The organism is Brevibacillus ruminantium (assembly GCF_023746555.1).
In the GTDB taxonomy this organism is placed as follows: Bacteria; Bacillota; Bacilli; order Brevibacillales; family Brevibacillaceae; genus Brevibacillus; species Brevibacillus ruminantium.
Window position 1 is genome coordinate 3,977,469 of the sequence record NZ_CP098755.1, and the last position, 23,556, is coordinate 4,001,024.

The 23,556-nt window shown below is 45.8% G+C and carries 20 protein-coding genes; 3 read left to right on the top strand and 17 right to left on the bottom strand.

Annotated features, from left to right (window positions below; all coding sequences use genetic code 11):
- Positions 1-27: 27 nt before the first annotated feature.
- From NDK47_RS19705 to NDK47_RS19730, 6 genes are all read right to left on the bottom strand, one after another.
- Positions 28-450, bottom strand: a complete 423-nt coding sequence (locus NDK47_RS19705; RefSeq protein ID WP_251871477.1) for a VOC family protein — start codon at positions 448-450, stop codon at positions 28-30.
- A 93-nt stretch (positions 451-543) separates the two neighbouring features.
- Positions 544-1,353: a helix-turn-helix transcriptional regulator gene (locus NDK47_RS19710; protein ID WP_251871478.1), complete on the bottom strand. Its 810-nt coding sequence runs from the start codon at positions 1,351-1,353 to the stop codon at positions 544-546.
- Positions 1,354-1,501: 148 nt separating this feature from the next.
- Complete coding sequence (locus NDK47_RS19715) at positions 1,502-1,954, bottom strand: VOC family protein (RefSeq protein ID WP_251871479.1); 453 nt, start codon at positions 1,952-1,954, stop codon at positions 1,502-1,504.
- A gap of 144 nt (positions 1,955-2,098) precedes the next feature.
- Positions 2,099-3,634: an AMP-binding protein gene (locus tag NDK47_RS19720; RefSeq protein WP_251871480.1), complete on the bottom strand. Its 1,536-nt coding sequence runs from the start codon at positions 3,632-3,634 to the stop codon at positions 2,099-2,101.
- Positions 3,635-3,636: 2 nt separating this feature from the next.
- Positions 3,637-4,515: an SDR family NAD(P)-dependent oxidoreductase gene (locus tag NDK47_RS19725; RefSeq protein ID WP_251871481.1), complete on the bottom strand. Its 879-nt coding sequence runs from the start codon at positions 4,513-4,515 to the stop codon at positions 3,637-3,639.
- Between the two features lie 88 nt (positions 4,516-4,603).
- A complete protein-coding gene (locus NDK47_RS19730; protein WP_251871482.1) occupies positions 4,604-5,359 on the bottom strand; it encodes a YybI family spore inner coat protein in 756 nt (251 codons plus the stop codon).
- A 160-nt stretch (positions 5,360-5,519) separates the two neighbouring features.
- On the opposite strand from NDK47_RS19730, the gene NDK47_RS19735 reads away from it, so the two are divergent.
- Complete coding sequence (locus NDK47_RS19735) at positions 5,520-6,044, top strand: ECF transporter S component (RefSeq protein WP_251876256.1); 525 nt, start codon at positions 5,520-5,522, stop codon at positions 6,042-6,044.
- A gap of 102 nt (positions 6,045-6,146) precedes the next feature.
- Here NDK47_RS19735 and NDK47_RS19740 read toward each other — a convergent pair whose 3' ends face one another.
- The 3 genes from NDK47_RS19740 to NDK47_RS19750 all read right to left on the bottom strand — a co-directional run bounded on the left by NDK47_RS19740 (position 6,147) and on the right by NDK47_RS19750 (position 11,051).
- Positions 6,147-6,524 (bottom strand): hypothetical protein, encoded by a 378-nt coding sequence (locus NDK47_RS19740; RefSeq protein WP_251871483.1) that lies wholly within the window; start codon positions 6,522-6,524, stop codon positions 6,147-6,149.
- Between the two features lie 230 nt (positions 6,525-6,754).
- Positions 6,755-7,513 (bottom strand): copper amine oxidase N-terminal domain-containing protein, encoded by a 759-nt coding sequence (locus NDK47_RS19745; protein WP_251871484.1) that lies wholly within the window; start codon positions 7,511-7,513, stop codon positions 6,755-6,757.
- A 139-nt stretch (positions 7,514-7,652) separates the two neighbouring features.
- Positions 7,653-11,051, bottom strand: coding sequence for an ATP-binding protein (locus NDK47_RS19750; RefSeq protein ID WP_251871485.1), 3,399 nt, complete (start codon positions 11,049-11,051; stop codon positions 7,653-7,655).
- A 310-nt stretch (positions 11,052-11,361) separates the two neighbouring features.
- Here NDK47_RS19750 and NDK47_RS19755 point away from each other — a divergent pair, with 310 nt between their 5' ends.
- Both NDK47_RS19755 and NDK47_RS19760 read left to right on the top strand, forming a co-directional pair.
- Entirely contained in the window at positions 11,362-12,138 is a 777-nt protein-coding gene (locus tag NDK47_RS19755; RefSeq protein WP_251871486.1) for a class I SAM-dependent methyltransferase, read from the top strand.
- 106 nt (positions 12,139-12,244) lie between these two features.
- Positions 12,245-13,057: an MBL fold metallo-hydrolase gene (locus NDK47_RS19760; protein WP_251871487.1), complete on the top strand. Its 813-nt coding sequence runs from the start codon at positions 12,245-12,247 to the stop codon at positions 13,055-13,057.
- A 201-nt stretch (positions 13,058-13,258) separates the two neighbouring features.
- Here NDK47_RS19760 and NDK47_RS19765 read toward each other — a convergent pair whose 3' ends face one another.
- From NDK47_RS19765 to NDK47_RS19800, 8 genes are all read right to left on the bottom strand, one after another.
- Positions 13,259-14,371, bottom strand: coding sequence for an RNA-guided endonuclease TnpB family protein (locus NDK47_RS19765; protein ID WP_251871488.1), 1,113 nt, complete (start codon positions 14,369-14,371; stop codon positions 13,259-13,261).
- Positions 14,372-14,382: 11 nt separating this feature from the next.
- Positions 14,383-14,781, bottom strand: coding sequence for an IS200/IS605 family transposase (gene tnpA, locus NDK47_RS19770; RefSeq protein WP_251871489.1), 399 nt, complete (start codon positions 14,779-14,781; stop codon positions 14,383-14,385).
- A gap of 359 nt (positions 14,782-15,140) precedes the next feature.
- Complete coding sequence (locus NDK47_RS19775) at positions 15,141-15,881, bottom strand: hypothetical protein (RefSeq protein WP_251871490.1); 741 nt, start codon at positions 15,879-15,881, stop codon at positions 15,141-15,143.
- 231 nt (positions 15,882-16,112) lie between these two features.
- Positions 16,113-17,468, bottom strand: a complete 1,356-nt coding sequence (locus NDK47_RS19780; RefSeq protein ID WP_251871491.1) for a nucleotide sugar dehydrogenase — start codon at positions 17,466-17,468, stop codon at positions 16,113-16,115.
- Between the two features lie 5 nt (positions 17,469-17,473).
- Positions 17,474-18,286, bottom strand: coding sequence for a response regulator (locus NDK47_RS19785; protein WP_251871492.1), 813 nt, complete (start codon positions 18,284-18,286; stop codon positions 17,474-17,476).
- Between the two features lie 26 nt (positions 18,287-18,312).
- Complete coding sequence (locus tag NDK47_RS19790) at positions 18,313-19,761, bottom strand: glycosyltransferase family 2 protein (protein WP_407653321.1); 1,449 nt, start codon at positions 19,759-19,761, stop codon at positions 18,313-18,315.
- A gap of 22 nt (positions 19,762-19,783) precedes the next feature.
- Complete coding sequence (locus NDK47_RS19795; RefSeq protein WP_251871493.1) at positions 19,784-20,953, bottom strand: HEAT repeat domain-containing protein; 1,170 nt, start codon at positions 20,951-20,953, stop codon at positions 19,784-19,786.
- A 37-nt stretch (positions 20,954-20,990) separates the two neighbouring features.
- Positions 20,991-23,219, bottom strand: coding sequence for a hypothetical protein (locus NDK47_RS19800; protein WP_251871494.1), 2,229 nt, complete (start codon positions 23,217-23,219; stop codon positions 20,991-20,993).
- Positions 23,220-23,556 lie beyond the last annotated feature (337 nt).

Below are 23,556 nucleotides of genomic sequence, written 5' to 3' on the forward strand. Positions count from 1 at the left end.
TCACAAAGTGGTTGCCTCATCCAATATTTACTCATCGATCTTCCAGAACGGATTCCAAACGATTTCCCATAAATGTCCATCCGGGTCCATAAAGTGGCCCGAGTACCCTCCCCAAAAGGCATCATGTGCAGGGTCTGTTATCGTCGCACCTGCCTTTTCTGCTTGTTCCATGATCTTGTCCACTTCTTCCTTGCTCCCGACATTGTGACCAATCGTCATTTCGGATGAGCTCGGTGATGTCAGCGGAACCTTCGTCTCATGGGCAAGATCGCAGCGATTCCAGATTGCTAGTTTTACTCCTGCCTGCAAGTCAAAAAAGGCAACCGCTCCGTGCTCGAATTCTCTGCCTACGATCCCCTCTGTCGGCAAGCCTAGTCCATCACGGTAGAAGGTCAATGACCTTTCCAAATCATCCACACCCAAGGTAAGTACCGATATGCGTGGTTTCATTATTACTATTCCTCCATCAATTGATTATTTGACACCGTTTTACGTAGATGATACATAGTTAAGTTCGATTGTAATTGTAAAAAACGGACAAAGTTAGGTAAACACTTGACCAGGAGTTAACCCGTAAAAGCGTTTAAAATTGCGATTAAAGTGTGGTTGATCATAGAATCCATAATTTAATGCCAGATCAGTTAAACGGGACGGAACGCCCTTTTTCATCTCCCGCAGCATGTACTGAAAGCGAAGGATGTCTAACAGTTCTTTTGGACTGATCCCCAATTCCTTTTGAAAGGTTCTTCTTACTTTCCTTTCACTATAGCCAAGTTTTTCCGATAACATGCGAACCGAGATCGTGCCTTGACTTGCATACATGTATTTCATGCTTGATTGCAGCAGTTGATCGGAATTTGATTCATTTTGAAGCAAAAGTCTTATTAACAGAGTTTCAACGCGTTCAATCATTTCCGATCTATTATTGGCTGATGTCACTTCTTCCGCAATAAACTTTCCCTCACTTCCCCAAATCTCTTCAAGAAACACATGATAACTCATTAATTCAGAGACAGGATATCGTATCAATCGACGTGCAGTGTCCGAAAAGAAGCGGATGCCAAATAAGGACTGGTTTACGGTAAGGTTTATCGTTTCATAGGTGGTCATCAATCCTACCGCAAATGCGGCATTTGTAGAGGACGAAGCGTTTAAATCAAAAATAATATCTACACATCCATCCGGTATGATGCGGTGCAGATGATTCCTCTCCGATACATTCGCATCAAGGGTCCAATAACATGCAACATAAGATTCCAACTCGTTGCTTGGCAAAAACTCTCGATAGCGATAATGGGAATCTGATGTTTCGTTTTGGAGTGCAGGTGGCTGCAACGGAAGATAGACGCGCATGTATTTTCTCCTTTCTTGTCGGGTGTGTATCACTTTCCTATCAATCTTAACTCATTTTCCTTCTCTGATTTCTAATTTTGAAATAAAAATAGCATTAGACTGGGTTGGGGGGAATCTGCGTACGCTTTTCCACAATGTTAAACGTCACTTATTTATTACCGAGTTGTTCCGCCAAACCGATTAGAAGTCCTTCAATTCCACGAATGTAGCAGAGCCGATACGAGTCCTCGTACTGAACCACTTCGCCAACGAGCTGAGCGCCATACTTAGCGAGTCTGGATACCATTTCGTCAATGTCTTCAACGGTAAACATGACGCGTAGATAACCGAGGGCATTTACAGGAGCAGTTCGGTGATCTGATATAGTAGGTGGGGTGAGAAATCGCGAAAGTTCAAGTCGGCTGTGGCCATCTGGGGTAACCATCATAGCAATCTCTACACACTGTGAACCCAGCCCGGTTACGCGACCAGCCCATTCACCTTCCACAGTAGCTCGCCCTTCGAGCTTCAAGCCAAACTCCTCGAAGAAAGAGATAGCGTCATCAAGGGATTCTACAACGATGCCAACATTGTCCATTCTTAGTAATCTGTTTTTTGCCATAGTTTTATCTCCTTATGTGTACAGATTTATTACCTGATCATCTTTATTATTCTTTCAAAAATTACTAATTACTTCCAAACAATTAACATCTTGTCACAGTTCATGATAACAAAGATGAGTCACTTTATAGGAAAATGTGACAGTTCATCTAAGCCGCTTTGTATCTCGTTTCCCCAAATGTGTATAGGCGATCTGTTCCACAAAGACGATCTCTTTGGGCATTTGGTACCTCGCCACTCTCGGGCGGAGCCATTCCATCAGCGACTCTTTTGTCAGTATAGCATTTGAAACAGGCTGAACGATCGCTTTCAATCTTTGCCCAAATGCTTCATCATAAACCCCGATAACCGCTGCGTCTTCTACCGAAGGATGTTCGATAAGGATCTGTTCGAGTTCAATAGGATAAACATTTTCTCCAGCCGACACAACCATATCATCGATCCTTCCGCATAAATAATAAAAGCCATGCTCGTCCCGGCAACCCAGATCACCCGTTTCAATCCAGGAACGGTTGGCATTTCGCATGGACCAGAAATTTTTTATGCAAAATTGACCGACTTCCCCTGCTCTACACACGCTTTTATCGTCCTTCAACAATTGCAATCTCGCGTTCTTTATTTTTTTGCCGATCGTTTGCGGAGAATCCTTTAAATCCTGTGGAGTCGCAATGATATTCAAGCCAGCTTCCGAAGTCCCGTACAGATTGTACAAGACCTCACCTAATTTGCTGAATACCTCGGATACGAGCTTGGGATTGAGCTGGGCTCCGCCAGATGCGATGCAACGAAGAGACTTCAAAGCCTCGACATTCTCTTTCAGCATTTTCTTTAGCATTAACGGAACAACCGTTATGACTTCGACGTTGTGTCGTTTTACAAGGCCACATGCCTTTGCGGCGTCAAAGCCGGATGTGACGACGGTTTTCTTCCCTAATGCAATGAACAACAGCATGATGGCGAGACCATATCCATGATAAATGGGGGTCGCAATGTAAGCCGTGTGGTAACGCAGCAGCTGAAGTCTGGTAAGCAGCGCTGAAAACGGCGGCAAATAATTGAATAACGAGGAGTGGTGTGCCACTTTTTTTGATTTGCCGGTGGTACCGCCTGTAAGCAGGATCAACTTGCTTGAAGAGGTTCTCTGCCGCTTCTGTTTTACCTCAACGGATGAATCGAGCAAATGATTGATGGAAGGCAAAGAGCCGTGATAGCTTAGCAGCTTGTCCTTCGTGTATGATGATTGCTCTAGCAATGAGGTCATCTCCTCATCATAAACAAGCAAATCTACATCATTTTCATCCAATACCCGCTCCAACTGTCCCTTGCTCATTTCGGTATTGAGCAATAAAATGTCTGCACCCGTAAAGGAAGCTGCAAAAATAGTTTTCATTAGGGAAGCATGGTTTTTGCACAATAACCCGACCTTCTTTCCACGCGTAAGAGCATATTTTTGCTTCAAAATGGTAGAAAGTCGCTCTGATTGGGAACATAGCTGCTGAAAGCTGAGCGTTTCCCGGTCATCCACCAATGCGATTTGATGACCATACAGTCTCTCCGCAATCTTTAGGAGCGTCATCACATTGATTCCGTATTGATAGATCGCAGCAAACACCCGATACAAGACGGCTGGTGAGAGTATTCCCATTTTGTAGAGAGCCGTGAACAGACGTAAGATCCGCACCCTCACCCCCTCCTCTTTCGGAGCCATCGTGGAATGGCCCATTCCCAAAATCTTCTGCCAAAAATGGAGGCCAACTGTCCGAAAATCAGCCACCACGGCATGATGGTTTTTCGTTTGGTATACATCGTTTTGGCGATCCATTGCGCTGCGTGCTGTGCGCTCATGGCCGGCATGTTTTGATAGGCTTTTGTTGGCAGAATCATCGGTGTTTTCACTAATGGAAGATAGATGGATGTCGTTGCGATTCCGATTGCATTCAATTCAGGTGCAGCGGATCGAAACCATGTATCGAAGGCTGATTTGGAAGCCTGATATGCTGCCCAATACGGGAGAGGGATTAACGACGTGTTGATGGTAGAAATATTGATGACCTTCCCCTGATTTCGTTGAAGCTGAGGAATAAGCGATAACAGCAATTGGACGGGCGCAAAATAATTGATCGCCATGGTTCGCGTAAAATCGTGATAGCGATCCAGGGAGTCCTGAATGGAGCGTCGAATGGAGTGGCCCGCATTGTTCACCACGATATCCACCCCGGCAGGCTGTTGATGAAGAAATGCAAGGAACCCTTCCCGCTCCTTTGCATCTCGAAGGTCGGCTTGATAGCAGCTAACACGGGCAGACTTCTTTTCGATTTCCCGCTTCATTTGTTGGAGTTTTTCCCCTCTTCTGGCGACCAGGATCAAGTGAACCGGGTAATCGGCAAGAAGATAGGCCAATTGCTCGCCGATTCCGGAGCTGGCCCCTGTTATCACGATTGTTTTAGCTTGAACGGAGCTCGCGAGTTTGGTTTTGTTCAGAATGGTAGGCGAAAATAGAAGTTTTCCCCAAAGGTTATCGTTTGGCATGTTGGTAAATCCCTTTTTTGGTTGTCGTGTCATACAGTTCCATTTTCCTTGACTTTTACAGTGGAGACAAGGGGGAGAAAGAAAAACCCGTTTCGCGAAGGAAAACGGGACGGGATTCTAACTAGTAAAGGCTAATCAGTTTTGTGCCAAGTATGGCTACGGTCAATCGCATAGATTGAAATTGAGTCCCATTCCAGGTCAAAAGGTTTTCGACATACCCCAATGTATCAGCATTTGTCGTGCCAATAATCCGCTGAAAAGCGAGTATATCGTATCCCATCCTCTTTTCATTGGTCACAATGGGATACAGCGCACCTAAAGCGAGAACTTCTCCTGTAACAGGTTGTTTTAGCTTTCCATTTTCGAAGTAATATTTCGACACATAGTCGTACCCTTTATTGCTAATGTCAATCGTGAACAACACGTCTAACGTGGGACTCCCGACGCCTACTTTATAAAAGTCCTCATAATTCACATGGAATTTATGCGCTTGATTGTAATGATCAACATCAAACATTTCGTGCAGAATGTTATTTTTACATGAATAGATATAGAAGAAGCCGTAGCCGCCGCTTCCTCCCGAATCAATGCTGACCAGTATGTCGGGTACGTTATCTTTCGAAAAATCCCCAAGGAACAGCCTTGCATGATAGCCTGCATTGTTTTTTAATGGTACTTTCGTCTGTTTATGGGAAAATCCATCTTCGATCACCAGTGTGATGTGGTCTGCAAAGTTTCCGGCTCCTGCGGATGTATCTCCGTATAAGTAGACGTTATCCACGATACCGTCTCCCGTTACATCCCCTCGCTTCCAATCAAGCAAAGTGAGACGGGAAGCATGACTGGTATACCTCTGACCTGGCATTGGACTGTGCAAAAAAAACACCCCCTGTTTTTTCTCCTCCCGTTACGATATGTAGGTTTTTAACCAGATGACTGGGGTGCTGCCCAGATTGCAGTTATCAATCATTTTAAATATATTTCATAATTACCGGATTGCGAGTATGATAATAGGTAAAAAAGAAAGAGGCAATCATATGGATTCATTCTCACAGAAAAAAACAACGAAGACAAAGACCCTGGTCATCAATGCCCTTTTCATCGCTTTTACCCTTGCTGCCACCATGTTCATAAACATCAGGCTCCCCTTCATGGGTAACGGCGGCCTCATTCATCTGGGCAACGTGCCACTTTTTATTGCAGCCTTTGTTTTTGGCAGAAGAACGGGAGCCATCGCAGGCGCCTTTGGAATGGGCCTCTTCGATGTTATCTCCGGTTGGACGGCATGGGCGCCGTTTACATTCGTCATCGTAGGAGCAATGGGCTATGTAGCCGGCCTCATCGCTGAAAAGGTACCTGGCAAAAAAGTACTTGTTTACACATTGGCAGTTGCCGCTGCACTTGTGATTAAAATCGTGGGCTACTATTTTGTCGAAGTGATCCTTTACAGTAACTGGATTCAGCCATTCGGCTCCATCCCCGGAAACGTTCTTCAGGTTGTGGTAGCCGGACTCATTGTCGTGCCGCTGGTCGGACGCTTTAAGAAGATTGTTGGGCAATGATTGTGTGAAAAAACGCTTGGCAAACATAAAAAATCGCTTAGGGGATCATCACGTCACCTGAGCGATTTTTTCTCTTCTATGAACTTCCTCTCTGAAACCCACCTATTTTTTCACGTAACTGATCCAAACCGTCGTTTCATTTAACATTCGAAGGATTTTTACCGTAACTTCCCATAAATCCGTGTTCACTTGGAAGCTTGGCATACCGTCCGTGACCGATTCCTCAGAAATTTCAAACCCGTTTTCTTTCAAAATTTGCCGATATCGCTCACCCGTTTTCTCGACAGATTCCTCTACGACAAACTGGACAAGGTAATAGGGGTCTCCTGGGTTTGTTCCATCGCCGATTTTGATCGCCGTTTGATTCCGGGCATTTTCCAAAATGGGAATGTCCGTTGGAACGGAATCGGAAGGCTTTACCCCTTGCTGTGTCATTTCCGCCGTGATCACATTCTGATTGGGCATATCCACCACATTCATGGGTGTTTCCTTTGGAGATTCGACGCTTTCAGTTGCTTCTTTCTGTGGCTCTGGTTTTTCCTCGCCTGTCCCAGTCTTTTCGGTTGCGGGCGACTTAGTCTCGCTGTCTTCAGAAGTCTTTTGGATGCTGCCTCCCCCGCATCCAGTGAGTGCGGCCGACACTAGAACGCAAAAAATGAGCAAACAAACCGTTCTGAACGCTTTCATGACAACACTCCGTATTCTCATGTTTATTTGACGCTGGGACTGTCCGTAGCGGAAGATTCTCCGTTATCAAAATAGGAGGTGTCTAAAATCCTGGCATAAATATAGGGGTTTAGATTAGGGCTTTGTACGTGGATTTTGATTTTTTCCAGACCTTCTACGTTAAAGATCATCGTCTTCATCCGGTCTTCCGGACTAACTGTGTGCTTTTCCAGGACAGTCTCGGCTGTGTTTCCTGCCATGCTCGCCGCATTATACAGCGAAAATTCAACATCATGCTCTCCTGGGCTTATGACAGCGGCATCCAAGACGAGGCGCTTATATTTACGGTCAAGGGTAAAGTAAACGTCTCCATATTGGTCGATCTTTAAAACTTGTTGGAATTGTTTCCCGTTTACCATCGTTTCTGCAGTGTCTTTTGTCTGTGTCACATAGATATTGTCAATCTCGATCGGCATGGCGAAAAGCGGTGTTTTTACTCCCGGTTTGCCTCCAATGTAAATGGTTTGTGTAGCACTATCGTAGTCAATCGGCACTTTTAGCGCTTCTGCCAAAGCGCGAACGGGCAAATAGTTGCTCCCGTTATACTGAATCGCCGTCAGAGGTTGTCCAGATGCGTCCTTGGGCTGCCATCGTTCCCCTTTCACCACAAACGTAACACTTCGGTTTAAAAATGCCTGAATCGGCTGCAGATTGACTGCGGCAAAAGCCGACCCAACAGAGGTGACCAGGATGGCAACGAGAAAAAAGATGATTTTCGCTGTTTTCGATTGTTTAAAAAACATCAAGCATGCACCCTTCCATCACGATATAAAACCATACTTCATCCTAATAAAAGGCCCGCTTCAAAAGCGTTACAAACGATCATGAAAAAACCCCTTCTTCCGATCGATCTCGAAAGAGGGGGGCGCACTAAAAAGCGTTTCAATTGGATGAGTCAAGATATCGCTCGATTTCCGACAGGATGTTCGGAGTGATTCTTTTGTTTTGCGTTGCCAGAGCTGCAAGTGGAGGCAGCGGTCGCGCGGGAGCAGCTTGCGCGGGGCCGTTCATGACTCGGCACCGGCTGAGATATTCTTGTTTGCCTGACTTTCGATAGAGTTCTTCGTTCAACAAAAGCGCAGCGGTGCGGCGCTCGGGCGAATTGGGCTGCAGCTTCCACATTGCCAAGCGGATGGCGGCTTGCTCCCGTTGACCGGAATATTGTTTCAGCATCTTCTGCAATTGCCTCATTGCCACGCCGGGACTTACCCATCCCAACTCCACTTTCAAATGTGAAAGCTGCGAAAGAAGCAGAACCTGCATCTCCCGTCTTTTGAGCCGATTGGCGATTTCCAGCGCTTCCGCGGCGGCCTCCACGGCGCTTTGAGCTTGATTCTCGCGCTGCCTCAGCAAACTTCGAAAGTAGAGTCCTTCGCATTCGAAGAAAGGGATGCGGGTTTGCTCAGCCAATCGTATCGAGCGACCGATCATCAGCTCGGCCTCTTCATACCGGTGCTGATCCATGAGAATGCACCCTTCAATTCCGAGTACGACTGCCGCTATATGCCAATCCCTGATCAGGACCGCTTCCTCCAGACAAAAGGCGATACACGGCTCCGCTTGCTCGCCCCATCCTTGCAGATGATAATACTTGCCCAACATCCCGAGCGCCATCGCGAAACCCATCCGGTTCCCGATGGATTTGCTGATGTTCATTTTTTCCACGATGTTGTCGAAAGCCAGGTCCATGTCATCTGTCTCCAGATAAACAAGAGCCAATCCGCCCAGCGCTTCCCCGATGGAGTATTCATCCCGGCATTCCGTGGCGCGCCCAATTTGTCGCTTGAACCAGTGAACGGCTTGTTCGTATTCGCATTGGTCGTAAAACAGGAAACCGATGAAGGCAAAAAAGCGGCAATCGTCCCTCGCTCGATTCTCATCGTCGGGCAATTCCAATCTTGCCATCAGATAATGCAATGATTTGTCATAATTTCCCATATAATAATGCAAGATACCCAGTGCTCCATAGACGTAGCCGAGTCCGGCCTGCTCCTCCATCAGCATGAAATGGTGGAGAGCCCGTTCCAAATGAAAGCGGGCTTCTTCGTATTTTCCTTGCAAGCGCAAGCAATTGCCGAGTGCCACATCGCAGAGAGCTCGCTCTTTGAAGGTGATGGCGTATCCAAAACGATCGAGCCACTGCCTGTAAGTCTTTTCCGCTCCACTCCAGTCACCCACCAGGATCAGAGCATCGCCGAGCTTCATCAGAATGGGCAGGGTCTCTTCGGGATGGAGCAGCATGCACAGCTTTTCATAGTATTTGATCCGCGTTTCATTGGCGTAGAGTTTCTCTGCAGCCGATGCGGCCATTTTATAGTAGGTAATGGCTTCCTTTTCCGCACCCGCACGCTCGTAATGAAAGGCGATTTCTGCTGCAACCATTTCAGGCTGCTCCCGGTGAAAGGCGAGCAATCCACCCGCGATTTGACGGTGGCTTTGACTGCGTCTGCTCTCATTTGTCAGCTTGTAGGCGGTTTCCTTTACGAGATCATGGGTAAAATTGAACTGCCCGTTCTCGTCTTCCTGCAATACCTTTCGCTGGATTAATTGTTCCAGTCTTTCAAGAATGGTTTCCTCTTTCCTATCCAGAATCAACGCCAGCAACGCAGGTGACACCGGCCTTCCGATTGCGGCAATGGTGGAGGCAAGCCTTCGGTTATCCGGGGAAAGTTGGTTGAATCGGTTTTCGATTACAGTTCTAACGAGAGGGGATAGATCGATTTCACTCTTCTCGCTGAACGTTCGCGTTTCCCGCAATGTTTCCACAATAAATAGCGGATTGCCGCCCGTTTTCGCGTATAAGCCAGACGAGTGACGGTTCGCCAGAGCATCGCCGACACTGGCTGCCATCAGTCGCTTCGTTTCGTCCTCTGTGAGCGGGGCAAGTTCCATTTCCGTCAGTCGCCGCTCGATTCGCAGTCCGGCAAAAAAAGAGCCGACAGCATCGTCTGGATCCTCGTCTGTTCTCATCGTCGCGATGACAAACAGTTTGGCTTTGGAATCGCTGCGCAGAAGATAGGAGAGAAGCTGGAGCGTCTCCCGGTCGCTCCATTGAATGTCATCGAGGATAAGCAGCAGCGGCTGCATAGCGAGCAGCATCTGTTCGATAGCGTCATACCATCGAATTACCTGCCAATTTTCCTGGATGGCAGTGGGCTGCGGCAAATCCGGGTAGCGTTCCGACAACTCCGGCAGCAAGCGGGACAATTCCGACAGTACTGCCAAAGAGAGCGGCGGCATTGGCAGGCTTCTCAGCCATGCCGTAACGGGAGTGAAAGCCAGCGAGCGCACTGACGGAAAACATCCGGCAAATGCCGTGTACCCTCCCTGGCTCTCCACCCACGCTTTACATTCCAGAGATAATCGTGTTTTGCCGATTCCCGCCTCCCCTTTCACGATCAGCAGGGTCTTTCTGCCGTCTGTCACCTGCTTCCAGACACGGACCAGCTTTCCCCATTCTTCGATTCTGCCGATCAGCGGCGTGGGACTATTTACATGACTTGCCTGACGATATACAGCAGCCTGCGATTCGCCGCCTTTTTGCGTGAGCCTCTCGAAAAGCAGCGTGGTTTCCTCCGCAGGCTCAATTCCAAGCTCGTCGTGCAATGTGGTGCACAGTTGCCGATACATTTTCACGACGTTCACCGTATCGTTATTCAAGGCGTACAGGCGCATCAGTGTGCGGTACGTTTCTTCTCCTAAATGATTCTGAGCTAAGAGCTTTTTTGCATAGGATATGGCGGATATGTACTCCCGTTTCCCCTCCAGAATCGATACGAGTTTTTCCAGGACGCTTGCATACGTTTGCGCTAGCCATTCGCGCTTGGCACTGAGCCATTCCTCGTAAAACCCGGGCAAAAGCTCGCCCTTGTACAGTTCTTCCGCTATACGCAGCTCGTGGAGGGTCGTTCCTTTCGCCGCCTGTTCAAACGCCCGCACATCCGAATAAATGGGCTGTTCCTGCTTCCATTGAATATATGCAGGGGTGACATGAAGATACTGATCCAGTTGCGGAAGACATTCCCGCAGGTCATGCAGGAGTTTCCGCAAATTGGACAAGGCTTGCTTGTCGGTGGAATCCGGCCAGAAATCGAATGCCAGTTTCCTCCTGCTTTGCGGCATGTCAAGGTTTAAAACCAAGTATGCCAGCAGCAGCCTGACCTTTCCGGCGGAAATAACCGTCGTTACCTCTACATCGTCGAAGGAGACTTTCAAACTGCCGAACAGTTGAAAATGACCGCCCACCGCCCCGTCCTCCCCTGCAAAAAGTCTACTTGTCATCAATCTATTCACACTTTTGTTGAACTACTCCACCCCGATCGCGTAGAGGATGGAGATTCCAACTCATTTCATTCCTTGAAGTCGGGGGTCTTGTCGGGTGAGAGGATAAATTCAAGAGTACCGATTCGTCCAAGAAGCAAGTGCTGTGCTCGTTCATCGTCCTTCCTCCCCGAAGGAAACACTCTCTTTTAACGCTAATAATACAGCCGCAAGACATCTGTTTCAAAACCTAATATATAATAGTGATAGGTTATGCTAGTATCGGACCGAAAAAATGTAACGACCAAACCGAGCTTAAGGGGTGTGGGAAATGAAGCAACGTAAAAAACGGCGAGGAAACTACGGGATTGATGCTCCGATCGTCGTACGTAACCTGTCACTGATTGGAGCTGGACTTCTTCTTCTTGGCGCCGGGGCAATTGTCACGTTTTCGGGACGGCTGCAATGGCTGGGGAAAGTAGTGGGTCTCGTTTGCTTGATCTCCTTTCTTATCTTAGCTGCCGAGGTTTTGTACATGATATGGAGCAGCAAAGTAGGCAAATTTCGCGAGCGGGAGAGACTGCTTGATCTTGTGGCAATTCGCGGCGACGAAAAGGTCCTGGATGTCGGATGCGGACGGGGACTTGTTCTAAATGCTGCGGCCCGCAGGCTAACCACAGGACGAGCGGTCGGCGTCGATATTTGGAACAAGCAGGACCAATCTGGGAACGATCCTGACGCGACGCGGAGAAACGCCGTTATCGAAGGAGTGGCCGAACGAGTGGAAATCGTGGACGGCGATGCGAGGAACATGCCGTTTGCGGATAACGAGTTCGATGTCGTCGTCTCCAGCCTGGCCATTCATAACATTCCCGGCTCCGAGGAGCGGTTTCGGGCGATAACCGAGATGATGCGCGTGCTGAAGCCCGGTGGACGCTTCGCCGTTCTTGATTTCCAGCATGTGCGGGAGTACGCAGATGCGTTTGAACAGCTCGGCGCTGCCGACGTACGAATCATCGGGCCGCACTGGCTGATGTTTCCTCCCGTTCGGATTGTAACGGGACGGAAAGAAACGGAAAGGAATGGAAGCCTAATACATCATTTATGAACCTACGGATTTACCTTTCATTTGTAAAACGAAATTTGCAAAATCAAAATTGAGTGACTGTTCATTCATTTTTAGAGCTGATATACTGTCAAAAAGGGGTGATTAGATGTTAACTGCAGTAAAAAGCGGAGAAATACTGCAAGAAAATGATCTGGTAATGGCGCGGTGTACGCTGCAAGTTCCTGGTGTTACTTTGGCTGTTTACAGTTTTAATATTGACGGCGTTTTAATCGATGCGGGCTCGCAGTCATTATTTGAACAGTTTCAGCCGTTTTTTGAAAAAGCCGATTTCGACCAAATCATGCTCACCCATTTCCATGAAGACCATACAGGGAATGTTGCTTATTTACAGCAAGACCGGGAAATTCCGACCTTTATCCATCAAATGTCCACTCACGTAACGGAACAACCTTTTCGTGTACCGACGTATCGCAAAGCATTTTGGGGGCAGCCTGAGACATTTGCATCCCAACCACTCGGCAAATCATTTGTATCCCGTAACGATATATGGGACGTCATCGAAACACCCGGACACACGAAAGATCACGTCTCCTTTTATAATCGAAATCGAGGGATCATTTTCACCGGGGACCTATTTATCACACCGAAAGTAAAGCTTGTGCTGATCGATGAAAATATTCTTACGACACTCGACTCACTAAAAAAAATTCAGGCCTACGATTTTGCAGATATGTATTGCTGCCACGCTGGCCACGTAAGGGACGCGAAAAAATGGATTCAGCTCAAAATCGACTATTTAGAAGAAATGGAAGGCAAGGTACTCGCTCTTTCCAAACAAGGGAAGGATATTCACGAAATTACAGCTGAGCTATTCCCTACTCCGTATCCGATCATCACATACTCTAACACCGAGTGGTCACCCATTCATATGGTGCGTAATTTTCTAAATCGAGGATAAGAGTGTAACTTTCTTGAACGTCTCTAACAGCAATGCTATACTGGAGTCCTGAAAGTACTTAAACTCTAAAAGGAGATTAGTGAACTACCCACCACTTAAAACCTTACAGTTTTTGAAGTGGGGGCTTCTCGACTTATCGTTGCTTTTAGTAGCCAACGAAAACTGACCGAGCTATCCCTCTCGTTCCAAGAGTTCTTTTTGCTATACCAACGCTAATAAGCGTAATCCTTCCCGTTTGATGTTGATGGAAGCGTTCCAATCTCTGTCTGCCACAAAACCACAATCACAGTGGAATTTACGCTCAGAAAGGGATAGAGACTCTTTTACTTGACCACAACATGAGCACGTTTTGGATGATGGAAACCATTTATCTATTTTGATAAGCTTTTTCCCTTTCTCTTCTAACTTGTACCCAAGAAATGTCGTGAACATGCCCCAGGCATGATCAGCAACGCTTTTCCCGAAATGGAGTGCTTGTGACATTCCTTTCATGTTGAGGTCTTCGATAACCACGCAGTCATACAGTTTCACTAATTTGTGCGATTCCTTATGGAGAAAGTCCTTTCGTTGGTTCGCAATTTTTTCATGTAGCTTCGCTACTTTCAGACGTTGTTTGTGCCAACGACTAGAGCCTTTCTTTCTACGTGATAAAATACGCTGCTCCTTCGCTAATTTTTCCAAGGCTTGGCGATAGAAACGAGGGTAATTGGCTGTCTCACCTTCTTCACTATCGACAAATAAGCCATTCATGGAAAAATCTAAGCCAACAACAGCTTGCACTTCTTTTTGTACAGGTTGATGTTCGTATTCAGTGAGAATAGAAACATAGTATTTTCCTGTTTTTGTTCGAGAAACCGTACAAGACTTGACAATATGAAGCGACGGAATTTCCCGATGTTGCTTCATTTTCACAAGTTTCAGTTTCGGCAATTTGATATAGCCATCCAAAAGCATAATGTTTCCGTTTACCACATTGGTTGTGTAGGATTGTCCTGCCTTACGGTTTTTGAACTTCGGAAATTCAGCACGACCAGAGAAGAAGTTTTTGTATGCCTTCTGCAAATTCAGTTGGGCGTTCGCCAATGCGAGACTATCTACTTCTTTGAGCCATGCAAACTCCTCCTTATACTTAGCAGGAGTAGGAAACTTTTGTTTCTTTAGCGCTTCTTTGTCACCCTTGAATTGTTCATATGTTTCCTTTCGTTCAGCTAACATTTTGTTGTAGACGAAACGAACACAACCGAAGGTTTTGGCAAGGAGTTTCTCTTGTTCTTGCGTTGGATACAGACGGAACTTATATGCTTTGTTTGCCATATCGAATCACCTCACTTTACACCTTGATTTTCTATATATTTTTTTATCACTTCAATGGGAGCACCACCTGTTGTAAGCAAACAAAAACTCCTTGACCAAAAATACTCTTTCCACAGTTTCTTTTTCACCTGTGGAAAATGCTTTTTGATAAGTCGTGAACTTGCACTTTTATAGGCATTGATAAACTTTGACATTTCAGTATTCGGATGTGCTTTGAACAAAATATGCACATGGTCAATATCGTGATTCCATTCGACTAAGGAAATATTGTAACTTTCGCCCAATCGAACAAACATATTTTTTGCATAGTCAGATATGGTATCATCCATCACTTTTCTGCGATATTTTATGACCAGAACAAGATGATAATACAATAGGAACACTGAATGATTATTATTGTCTAATTTCATTTATATAACAGCCTTTCTTTTATCTAAGACTGATTATATCATGACACAAAAAAAGAGACAACTTTAGGCTACGCCTAACCGAAATTCATCTCCCACTTTCACTGTTGCTAAAAGCACCTTCACGTTACGCTAACATTATGAAGAAAGGCGCCTCTCATTTGGTCGTCAGATCATACGCGTATTGATTTCTTTAAAAATCAGGATGCTGCGGAGATCACCATAGACTTGGATATCTTGATTGGTTTCCATAAGAATTTTTCGTAACAGCCCATTAAGGGATGCAGGAAGAGCCAATGGAAAAAAAGCTGTTGCCAGCCCAGTCTTTTGCAAGATTGGTCTGGATAACAGCTTTTATATTCCTACGACGAACCTGGTAAAACAGTTTCCTGATAGGACGCCACCCAGGCCGGGAAACCATGAATCGCAAAACCTCGAAACCCCCCATGTTTTCCCAGTTCCTTTTGAGCAATCTCCAACTCTTCTTCCATCTTCCGGTAGCCTTTTTCATAGAAGGTAGTTTTCCCACCTTCATTACTGTTGCCCATTTCCACACCGACGATCACCGATTTCCCCATGGACGAAGCCTCCTTCACCACAGCGAGGGCGTTGGCGACGATCCCATCATCGCCTTGGGCGTAATTCCGATAGTCCATCAGGGCAATGGTATTGAACCTTTTGAGGATCCATGTACCTAGGTAATAATCGTGGTAACCCGGGATTTCAATCTTGTTTATCCAAAATGGCAAATCGAGAGTGACTTCCATATGGCCAAGCGATTTCACTTCTCTTGCGACAAAATCCATGTTAGAAAGCCATTCCACAAGCGTATCATTCTGGTTATTCTCCCATTCCGGCAAGAGGTACGGCTCGATATCCAGATGGACCCCGGAAAAGCGCTCATTTTCATGTGCGTTGAAATTGTAACTTTTCACCCATTCGATAAACGCTTGAATATGCTCGCGATTTTCTTTCAATCCCCAAGTCGGGTCACCACCGAGTGCTTCAACCCGTATTCCATTTTTTGCAGCCTCTTTAATAAAACGCGCATATGCTTTCGGAGGCACATTCTTCCGATCAATATACAGGTAGATATCGGTCACATGATTTTGCTTGGAAAAGGAAATGATTTCTTCCCCATCGGTAATAATCGTCGGAGCATCCCATATCCATGTCCCTTTTGGTAAAGCGGAGCTCTGATTGAAATGCACGAACAATAACGCTGTTATGATACTGACAACTACAACCCCCAATAAAAACAGCCATCTCTTTTTTTGGTTGTATGGAAGTGGAAAGATCCTTTGCAATCGTTTCTTGATGGGATCACCCCCTTATTAAGCCCCTACAATAACCTTCCTGTCGGTTTTCGTGATGCCCGTCCCTAATTTATAGATGTTGTCAGACTTGATATCCGCGAAAGCATTGCGTGTATCAATGATCGGCACGCCCAGATCAGCTAATTCCTGATAACGGAAGCTGTGATGGTTGGTAATCAATACCATACAGTCATATCCGGCAAATGCGGAGCTGTCATATTTGACCGAATGTACAACGTTTCCCTGGTCATCCCGGAAAGAAGTGGCATGCGGATCGTAGAATTGAACCTTTGCGCCGCTTTCTTTGAACAATTCATAGATTTCCAAGCCTGGTGACTCACGAAGATCATCAACATCCGGTTTATACGCCATTCCCAGGATCAACACTTTCGAGTTGCGAATGGACTTGGCGTAAATATTAAGCACTTGAGCGACGTAATGTAAAACATATTCCGGCATCGTATCATTGATCGATTGTGCCAGCCCGATAAATTTGCTGTAGAACCGGTATTCTTTTGCTTTCCAGGATAAATACATCGGATCAAGCGGAATGCAATGTCCCCCGATTCCGGGACCTGGATAAAAAGGCATAAATCCAAATGGTTTGGTCGAAGCTGCTCGAATGACCTCCCATACGTCAATGCCCATCTTATCGCACATCATCGCTAATTCATTCACAAAAGCGATATTGATGCTGCGAAACGTATTTTCCAGTAATTTGGACATTTCTGCTACCTTTGGAGAAGAGACCGGAACGACTGTTTTTACAACATTGCTGTAGAGAAGCACACCTAGCTCTTTGCATCTTTCCGTCGTGCCGCCAATCACTTTTGGCGTATTGTGAGTGTTGAAGTTTCGGTTGCCTGGATCAACACGCTCTGGCGAAAAACAGATGAACAAATCGACACCTGCGGTTAACCCGATTGCTTCTAATTCCAATTGAATCAGTTCTTCAGTAGTACCTGGGTATGTCGTACTTTCGAGCACAATCAACGTACCCTTTTTCACATATTTTTTGATTTCGTTGACAACACTCTTGATAAAGGAAGTATCCGGTTCCTGATTTTCACTTAATGGAGTGGGGACACAAATGCTGATCGCATCCAGCTCTTGAATGACACTGTAGTCCGTCGTCGGAATAAACCTGCCGGAATCCACGGCATCAGCAACAACCGTGCTGGGAACATCTTGAATGTAAGACTTGCCGCTCAAAAGGGATTCTACTTTTCGCTTATCCAAATCAATTCCGTATAAGCGAAACCCGCCCTTTACCATCTCCATGGCCAGCGGCAATCCGACATACCCCAGTCCGATGACGCCAATCTTCCCTGTTTTATTCTGCAATTTTTCTTTTACGATATGAAAGTGATTCATCTTCTTCATCTCCATTCACCAAGTTTTTTGATTCTCCAGTGAAGTTCGGAGATTGAAAAGGGCTTTGTCACATAATCGATTGCTCCTACTTCATACGATCGGTTAAGATGATCGATAAGCTGCTTGTCCGTTAATACGAGCACTTTCCCTTCGGTTTCACTCTGCTGCTTAATTTTGTTGATTAATTGATATCCGTCCACGATCGGCAGATTTAATTCAGTGATGACCAAATCGGGAGTTACTTGTGAATACTTCTCCAAAGCCTCAGCGCCGTCTTTGGCTTCAAATACTTTGTATCCTTCCAGTTCGAGATGTACGGTTACGAACTCGCGAACCACTTCGTCCGGATCAACGACCAGGATCGAAGAAATCCCTTGATCGGGGGATTGCTCGACAAACAGTCGAATCTCCTTATCCTCGCCTCTTGCCATTATTGCCAAATTGATTAATTCCGACACCGTGCCCTCCGTCGGTTTTCCGCATTCGGGGAAACTGGCGACGACCAATTGTCCCTGGAGAAGGCCATGACTTTCGAGAAAATCTTTTACGATTAATGACGTATAATGTGTCGCTGCAAATTTGCCATCTTCTACAACCATCGCGAAAATGAGGTTTTGATCGTCAAAGAGATATTTGGCGGCAAGCTTCGTTTCACTTTTGCTCACAAACGATTCCAACTGATCCAACATCTGTTGATTGATGTTGGTACAGGGTGCCAAGATCACTCCACACGGTTGGTGACGGATAACGGTCATATTGGTCATGTGAAAAAGTTGTTGGGGTAGCTCACCAAACCTATCCCGCATGAAAACCGCCATGCTGCCCACTCCTTTTCATCGATTTGCTATTTATTAAAATTCGTGCGGACCATTGTTCCCCACGTATTGTTGTTACGCAGATAGTCGATGTGACCCATGAATCTCCACCATACGCCAATTTGACGATAACCGAAAAACATCAAGAAAGAATACAGGATCATTTTGGTAAGATCACTGATTTTGGGATAACGGCTAAAGGCAGATTCCTCGATAAACAGGGCACCAAGACTAAGAATGAAACAGGAAAAGAAGTTTACCAAGGCAAAGACGACCAGTGTTGCCCAGTCGGTCATCGTTAACAGCCAATATCCGAGGATGGCGAGTAATCCGGTAATCCGGACATAAGGATTTAATGTCTCAAAAATAATGTTGTACGGCAGCGTCAATAAACCAAATACTTTATATTTCGGACGGAATACCATATGGATTCCTTCCTCGATCATGTTCTTCAGATTTCCTCGCCCCCAACGCTTCCGTTGACTGCTTAGGATACGGTAGGTATCTGGAGCTTGGGTCCAACATACCGCGTCCGGGCAAAAAGCCACGCGATAAGGGATCTTATTCTCAAGACAATAACGGTGCAGCTTAATGACGATATTCATGTCCTCACCAGGATATCCGCCACGGTAGCCTTTTACGGCAATCACTTTATCCTTTTGGAAAACCCCGAAGGCACCAGATACGATAATCAAGCCATTAATGGCACTCCAGCCAATCCGTCCACCCAGAAACGCTTTGATATATTCAACATTTTGCAGAGCAGGCAGCAATTTTTTGGGAAATCTTACACGCTTTACGATGCCATCCTCAACTGTACAGCTATTGACGATTCGTACATTTCCCCCGACCGCAACGGTATCTTCGGGATTTTCCATATACACTCTGGCGATCCGCGTTAAAGCATCCTTCTCCAAAAGCGAATCGGCATCGATCGTGGAGATCAATGGATAGTGGGATAGGTTAATACCTGCGTTTAGCGAGTCGGCCTTTCCGCCATTTTCCTTATCGATGAAATACAGGAAAGGATATTCTGGATTGTGATAAATCCCTCTTACTTGTTTCGTCTTGATATGATCAGCAACAATCGGATTGATCTTTTCCAACTTGAACTCTTCGATCATCACGTTGAACGTTTCGTCCTTCGATCCGTCGTTGATGACGATCACTTCATATTTTGGGTAGTTAAGCGCTAAAAGTGATCGGACATTCTCAATGATCGTTACTTCCTCGTTATAGGCAGGTACCAGTAGGGATACCGGAGGAACGTGCTTGGAGCCGGACAGCTTCTTAATCCGGTTGTACTGAATACCTCTTTTGAGCGGGAAGGTATGGCGAATCGACAGAGCAAAAATCACATAATAGATCACAGTGATCACTATCACGTAGTACATGGCGAAGTACCCGTATCCCAATAGAAACTCCCGCAGGAAATCGAGAAATGAATCGGTTTGAAGGTAATACTCTAAGAACTTCATTCTCTTGTAAACCTCCTATGAACTACACAACACGATAGATGCGTTTGTATTTGCCAAAGGTCTTTTCGTACGAATAGAGAAGTGCATTATAGCGAGTCAGTTTATCCAGATCATGAAGCTGCGTCGATAATTTTTTGAGCTCATCCTCGATAATTTGTTGGATAAACGTACCTTGTTCCTTCCCGATGGTTTCCGCAGCAACTGAACATAGAGTCGCCATACCGTCTTGTCCCAGATTGATCAAAGCGATCGCACTTGCGTAAACCACACGTTTATCCGTATCCTGTAACGACTCTTTCAGCGCACTTACATAGGATTCATTTCGGAAGGCAGATAATGCCCCAATGGTTAACAGACGGATTTCTGCGTTCGCATGCCCCAACAGCTTTTTGATTACATTCTTTGGCAACAAATGGCTTGAATTGAGATAAACCTCTACTGCTTTCAACTGAATTTCGCCATTCTCGTGGTCAATCAATCGGTAAGCGGCAGACGCAACGCTTGGTTTGCTATAATCTTTCAATCCGGTTAACCCGATTTTTATCAAGGTCGGATGTTCTTCCTCGACGAACTGGGCAAACACGGCAAACTGATCAATATCTGCCTCTTGGATGATATCCACTAACAGATCGTGGAATCCTTTCTCGTGTTGTAACAGGATTCGAACCATTTGCTTTACATCCTGTTCATCACGGGCACATTTGGCGACAGCGCGAGCGATCACGAAAAGCGAAGAATCGAGCTTATGATTACGCAGCATTTTTAGCAATGGCTCGACTGCTTCTCCTGCCCGCATGCATCCCAGATGATACGCAGCATCTACTTTTGCAGAGTAGGATCGTCCATTCAGACGTGTTAAGTGATACTGTGTGAATCCCAAATCTTTGCAAAGAACGATCAGCTTTTGCCGTTGAACGCCTGTAAAGGATTCGATCAGATCATTGATCCGGTCTTGCAAAATCAGGCGTTCCCCCTCATTCATCGGGATATTTGGCACCCGCAATCGTTCATCACCCTGGCTGTGTGCTTGAATGTACAAAAGATAATCCTTGTATTTTTTCTGAAATCGATCGGACGCCTGCTGATTCTTCACTTCTTTGATCTTCTTTATATAGACCACTACGAGAAAAATCACGTTACATGCAACGAGAACATACAAGATATTGATCGCCATGGTAAACGAGGTATTCACACATCGAACTCCTTCCTTCATTCCCAGCTGTAGACCTTTATTTCTTTACCGGTTGATCCACTTCATGCATGGCTTTCTGCATGATGTAGTAGCTCTGTTTCGGACGTTCTACATATTGTACATCCGTGTCTTTCCAGCTCTTCCAGGTATAAAGAGGCAGCTTTGATACCGGATACGGAGGGTTGCCATCAAAGCCGATCACTTCCTTCGTATCCTTTTTCACAATCCAGGGGACGATGCGAATCCCTTCCACTGGGGTTGTCTTAAATTGTCTTCTGTCGGTCTTTTCGTAATTGATCACTCGTAAAGAGCTAGGGTCGCTAAATCCAAGCAACATCCAAGGGATACGAACTTCCAAGATATTTCCTTTCGCCTGCCACATCGCTTTGGAATTGTAATCAGGCTGCGATGGATCGTTATTCCCTCTGAGCAGATCGCCTACCTCAACATCCTTGAATGGATGCGAAACCCGAGAATCGGGACGTTCCAATAGATAATTCACGACCAATTTCCATGGTTTAAAAATGCCAGAGTCATCTTGCAATTGCTTGCTGTCTAGCGCCGGATCAGCTGTTTTTCCGAAAGCGCGCGTATGGAAATCGTAGTTGGAAGCGATCATCATCTTGCCCTTCTGTTCATCAGACAGTTCCAGAAGGGTTTCCAAACCTTCATCCAAGGTCTTTCCCTGAAGCTGCGGGGCATGGCGATTCCCGCCTTGTAACGTATCCATCCCGAAATAAATCGCTTGTTTCGATGGATCAAAAGGTTCGGACAGCTTGGCCATCAGATAGAGATACCCCTCATCATGCGATACCCAAAGCTCGTTTAAACCTTTGCTATTCGTATCTATTTTTGCTTTTTCGTCAGTTCCAAGCTTATCCCAATCAGAGGTGTCTCCATCGATGCGGAGTTTCTCATCCTTACTGGGAAACATGCCGAGAACGCCAAAGAAAGATTCATTGGTCAAGGTGTTATACCAATAAGCACGACGATCAGGGATGTCGTAATTCAGCGTATTCCATGTCTTTTTAAACCACTCATCCTGCCAGGTGAATAGGATGGCGCCGGAATAGCCTTCTTCATGGATTTGCCGGAACATATCGGCATCCATTTCCCCTTGTTCCTTCTCATCATGCCCCCCCTGATTGCGGCCCAACATCCCCATATGGGCGATCCCTTGCGAAGCAGGCACTCCAAATTCCGTAATCATAATCGGGATATCACGGTGGTACTCTTTCAATTTATGGAGATATGTTTGATAGCTGTCGATTTGTCCTTTCTTATTTTTCATCGTCTGAAAGGATTTATCATAAGTAAAAAAATCGGGATAGTATGGATAGACGTGATAGGAAGCGAAGTAACCCGCATCCCAATTGACAGGTTCTATGTGAGTCGGGTCAACACTTACCATATCTTCCGCGACCAATGGCTCCCCCGGATGCTCAATTGGATCAGTGGTTACCCAATTGGAAAAGGCGATCGGGTGCTGCCAGCCATGTTTGGCCTCTGTTTTTGCGGTACGATCAACCATCTCCGCTACCCATTTTTCGAATGGATTCGCTCCCGGTTTGCTTTGGAAGTAGGCACCTTTGTAATCCGCAGCATCTGGATGTTTTTTATTCGTTTCTCTCACCATAACGGGATCCCACTCCGTTCCAACAATCCATCCCATCAGATAAGGGCCCGCATTAAAGACGTACTTCCCACTTGCTTTTCCTGAATGTGCTTCTGATTGAATCGTTGCATTCCCGTACACAGCCTCAACAGCGTCTTCAATTTCTTTTGCAAATTTCTCTTTTAGCTTTGGATCGAAGGCATCTTTGCCCGCGATTAACTCTTCTTCCGGACTCCACACCCCTTGAATAAAGAAAAGCGGATGATCCTGGTGCTTGGCATTGTATCTAACCAAGGTTTCATAAAACTCCGGTTTTAAGATGGTATAGACGCGAATGACGTTTGCACCCATCTGCTGAATCATTTCAAACCATCTCTCATAATCATCGGTTGAAATCGCCAATTCTCCGGGAAAGTGCCCAGGGATCGTGGCTCCCATGTTTACCCCTTTTGCAAAATAGGGCTTCCATGACTGATTCGAATACTCTTCGATTTGAGAGCCGTTCGCTTTAAATTTCACTTGAATTCCCTTACGAATTTCGGCACTTTCTACGCTTGCTGTTGGCGGCCAGAACCAATAGACGGCTGCTCCAACTGCAATGACCATAGCAAGCCCCAGCTTGGCAAGGCGGCTTTTGAACATTTTTCTCATCTTATCCTTCCTTTGTTTTTCATGTTGAAATGTCAACGTAGAGGACAAAATGGTACTAAGTTGCTCGTTCAATGCCCTCTTTTACCAATCGGTAGAAGTACTTTTGGGATCAGATGTCAGCTTCTTTTCCAGATCCCGTCTTTGGAGTTACACCTAAAATGTGAGCAACTTCGTGCAGAAGATATAGCTTGTTCAGTTTTTTGGACATCGTACGTCATTTTGTATGTGTCTGTCTGTATTGGATTATTGGTTCATTTGCAATGTTTTTCCACAAAACTGGAAAAGTCCCCATGTCATCTGATCTGCATGATGTCTGGGAAAAGATTCCTAGCACAAT

Bases quoted from the DNA above. Each gene is read 5' to 3' on its own strand.
- NDK47_RS19705 (WP_251871477.1), bottom strand. From the start codon at position 450: ATGAAACCACGCATATCGGTACTTACCTTGGGTGTGGATGATTTGGAA.
- NDK47_RS19710 (WP_251871478.1), bottom strand. From the start codon at position 1,353: ATGCGCGTCTATCTTCCGTTGCAGCCACCTGCACTCCAAAACGAAACA.
- NDK47_RS19715 (WP_251871479.1), bottom strand. From the start codon at position 1,954: ATGGCAAAAAACAGATTACTAAGAATGGACAATGTTGGCATCGTTGTA.
- NDK47_RS19725 (WP_251871481.1), bottom strand. From the start codon at position 4,515: ATGACACGACAACCAAAAAAGGGATTTACCAACATGCCAAACGATAAC.
- NDK47_RS19735 (WP_251876256.1), top strand. From the start codon at position 5,520: ATGGATTCATTCTCACAGAAAAAAACAACGAAGACAAAGACCCTGGTC.
- NDK47_RS19740 (WP_251871483.1), bottom strand. From the start codon at position 6,524: ATGAATGTGGTGGATATGCCCAATCAGAATGTGATCACGGCGGAAATG.
- NDK47_RS19745 (WP_251871484.1), bottom strand. From the start codon at position 7,513: ATGTTTTTTAAACAATCGAAAACAGCGAAAATCATCTTTTTTCTCGTT.
- NDK47_RS19750 (WP_251871485.1), bottom strand. From the start codon at position 11,051: ATGACAAGTAGACTTTTTGCAGGGGAGGACGGGGCGGTGGGCGGTCAT.
- NDK47_RS19755 (WP_251871486.1), top strand. From the start codon at position 11,362: ATGAAGCAACGTAAAAAACGGCGAGGAAACTACGGGATTGATGCTCCG.
- NDK47_RS19760 (WP_251871487.1), top strand. From the start codon at position 12,245: ATGTTAACTGCAGTAAAAAGCGGAGAAATACTGCAAGAAAATGATCTG.
- NDK47_RS19765 (WP_251871488.1), bottom strand. From the start codon at position 14,371: ATGGCAAACAAAGCATATAAGTTCCGTCTGTATCCAACGCAAGAACAA.
- tnpA (WP_251871489.1), bottom strand. From the start codon at position 14,781: ATGAAATTAGACAATAATAATCATTCAGTGTTCCTATTGTATTATCAT.
- NDK47_RS19780 (WP_251871491.1), bottom strand. From the start codon at position 17,468: ATGAATCACTTTCATATCGTAAAAGAAAAATTGCAGAATAAAACAGGG.
- NDK47_RS19785 (WP_251871492.1), bottom strand. From the start codon at position 18,286: ATGGCGGTTTTCATGCGGGATAGGTTTGGTGAGCTACCCCAACAACTT.
- NDK47_RS19790 (WP_407653321.1), bottom strand. From the start codon at position 19,761: ATGAAGTTCTTAGAGTATTACCTTCAAACCGATTCATTTCTCGATTTC.
- NDK47_RS19800 (WP_251871494.1), bottom strand. From the start codon at position 23,219: ATGAGAAAAATGTTCAAAAGCCGCCTTGCCAAGCTGGGGCTTGCTATG.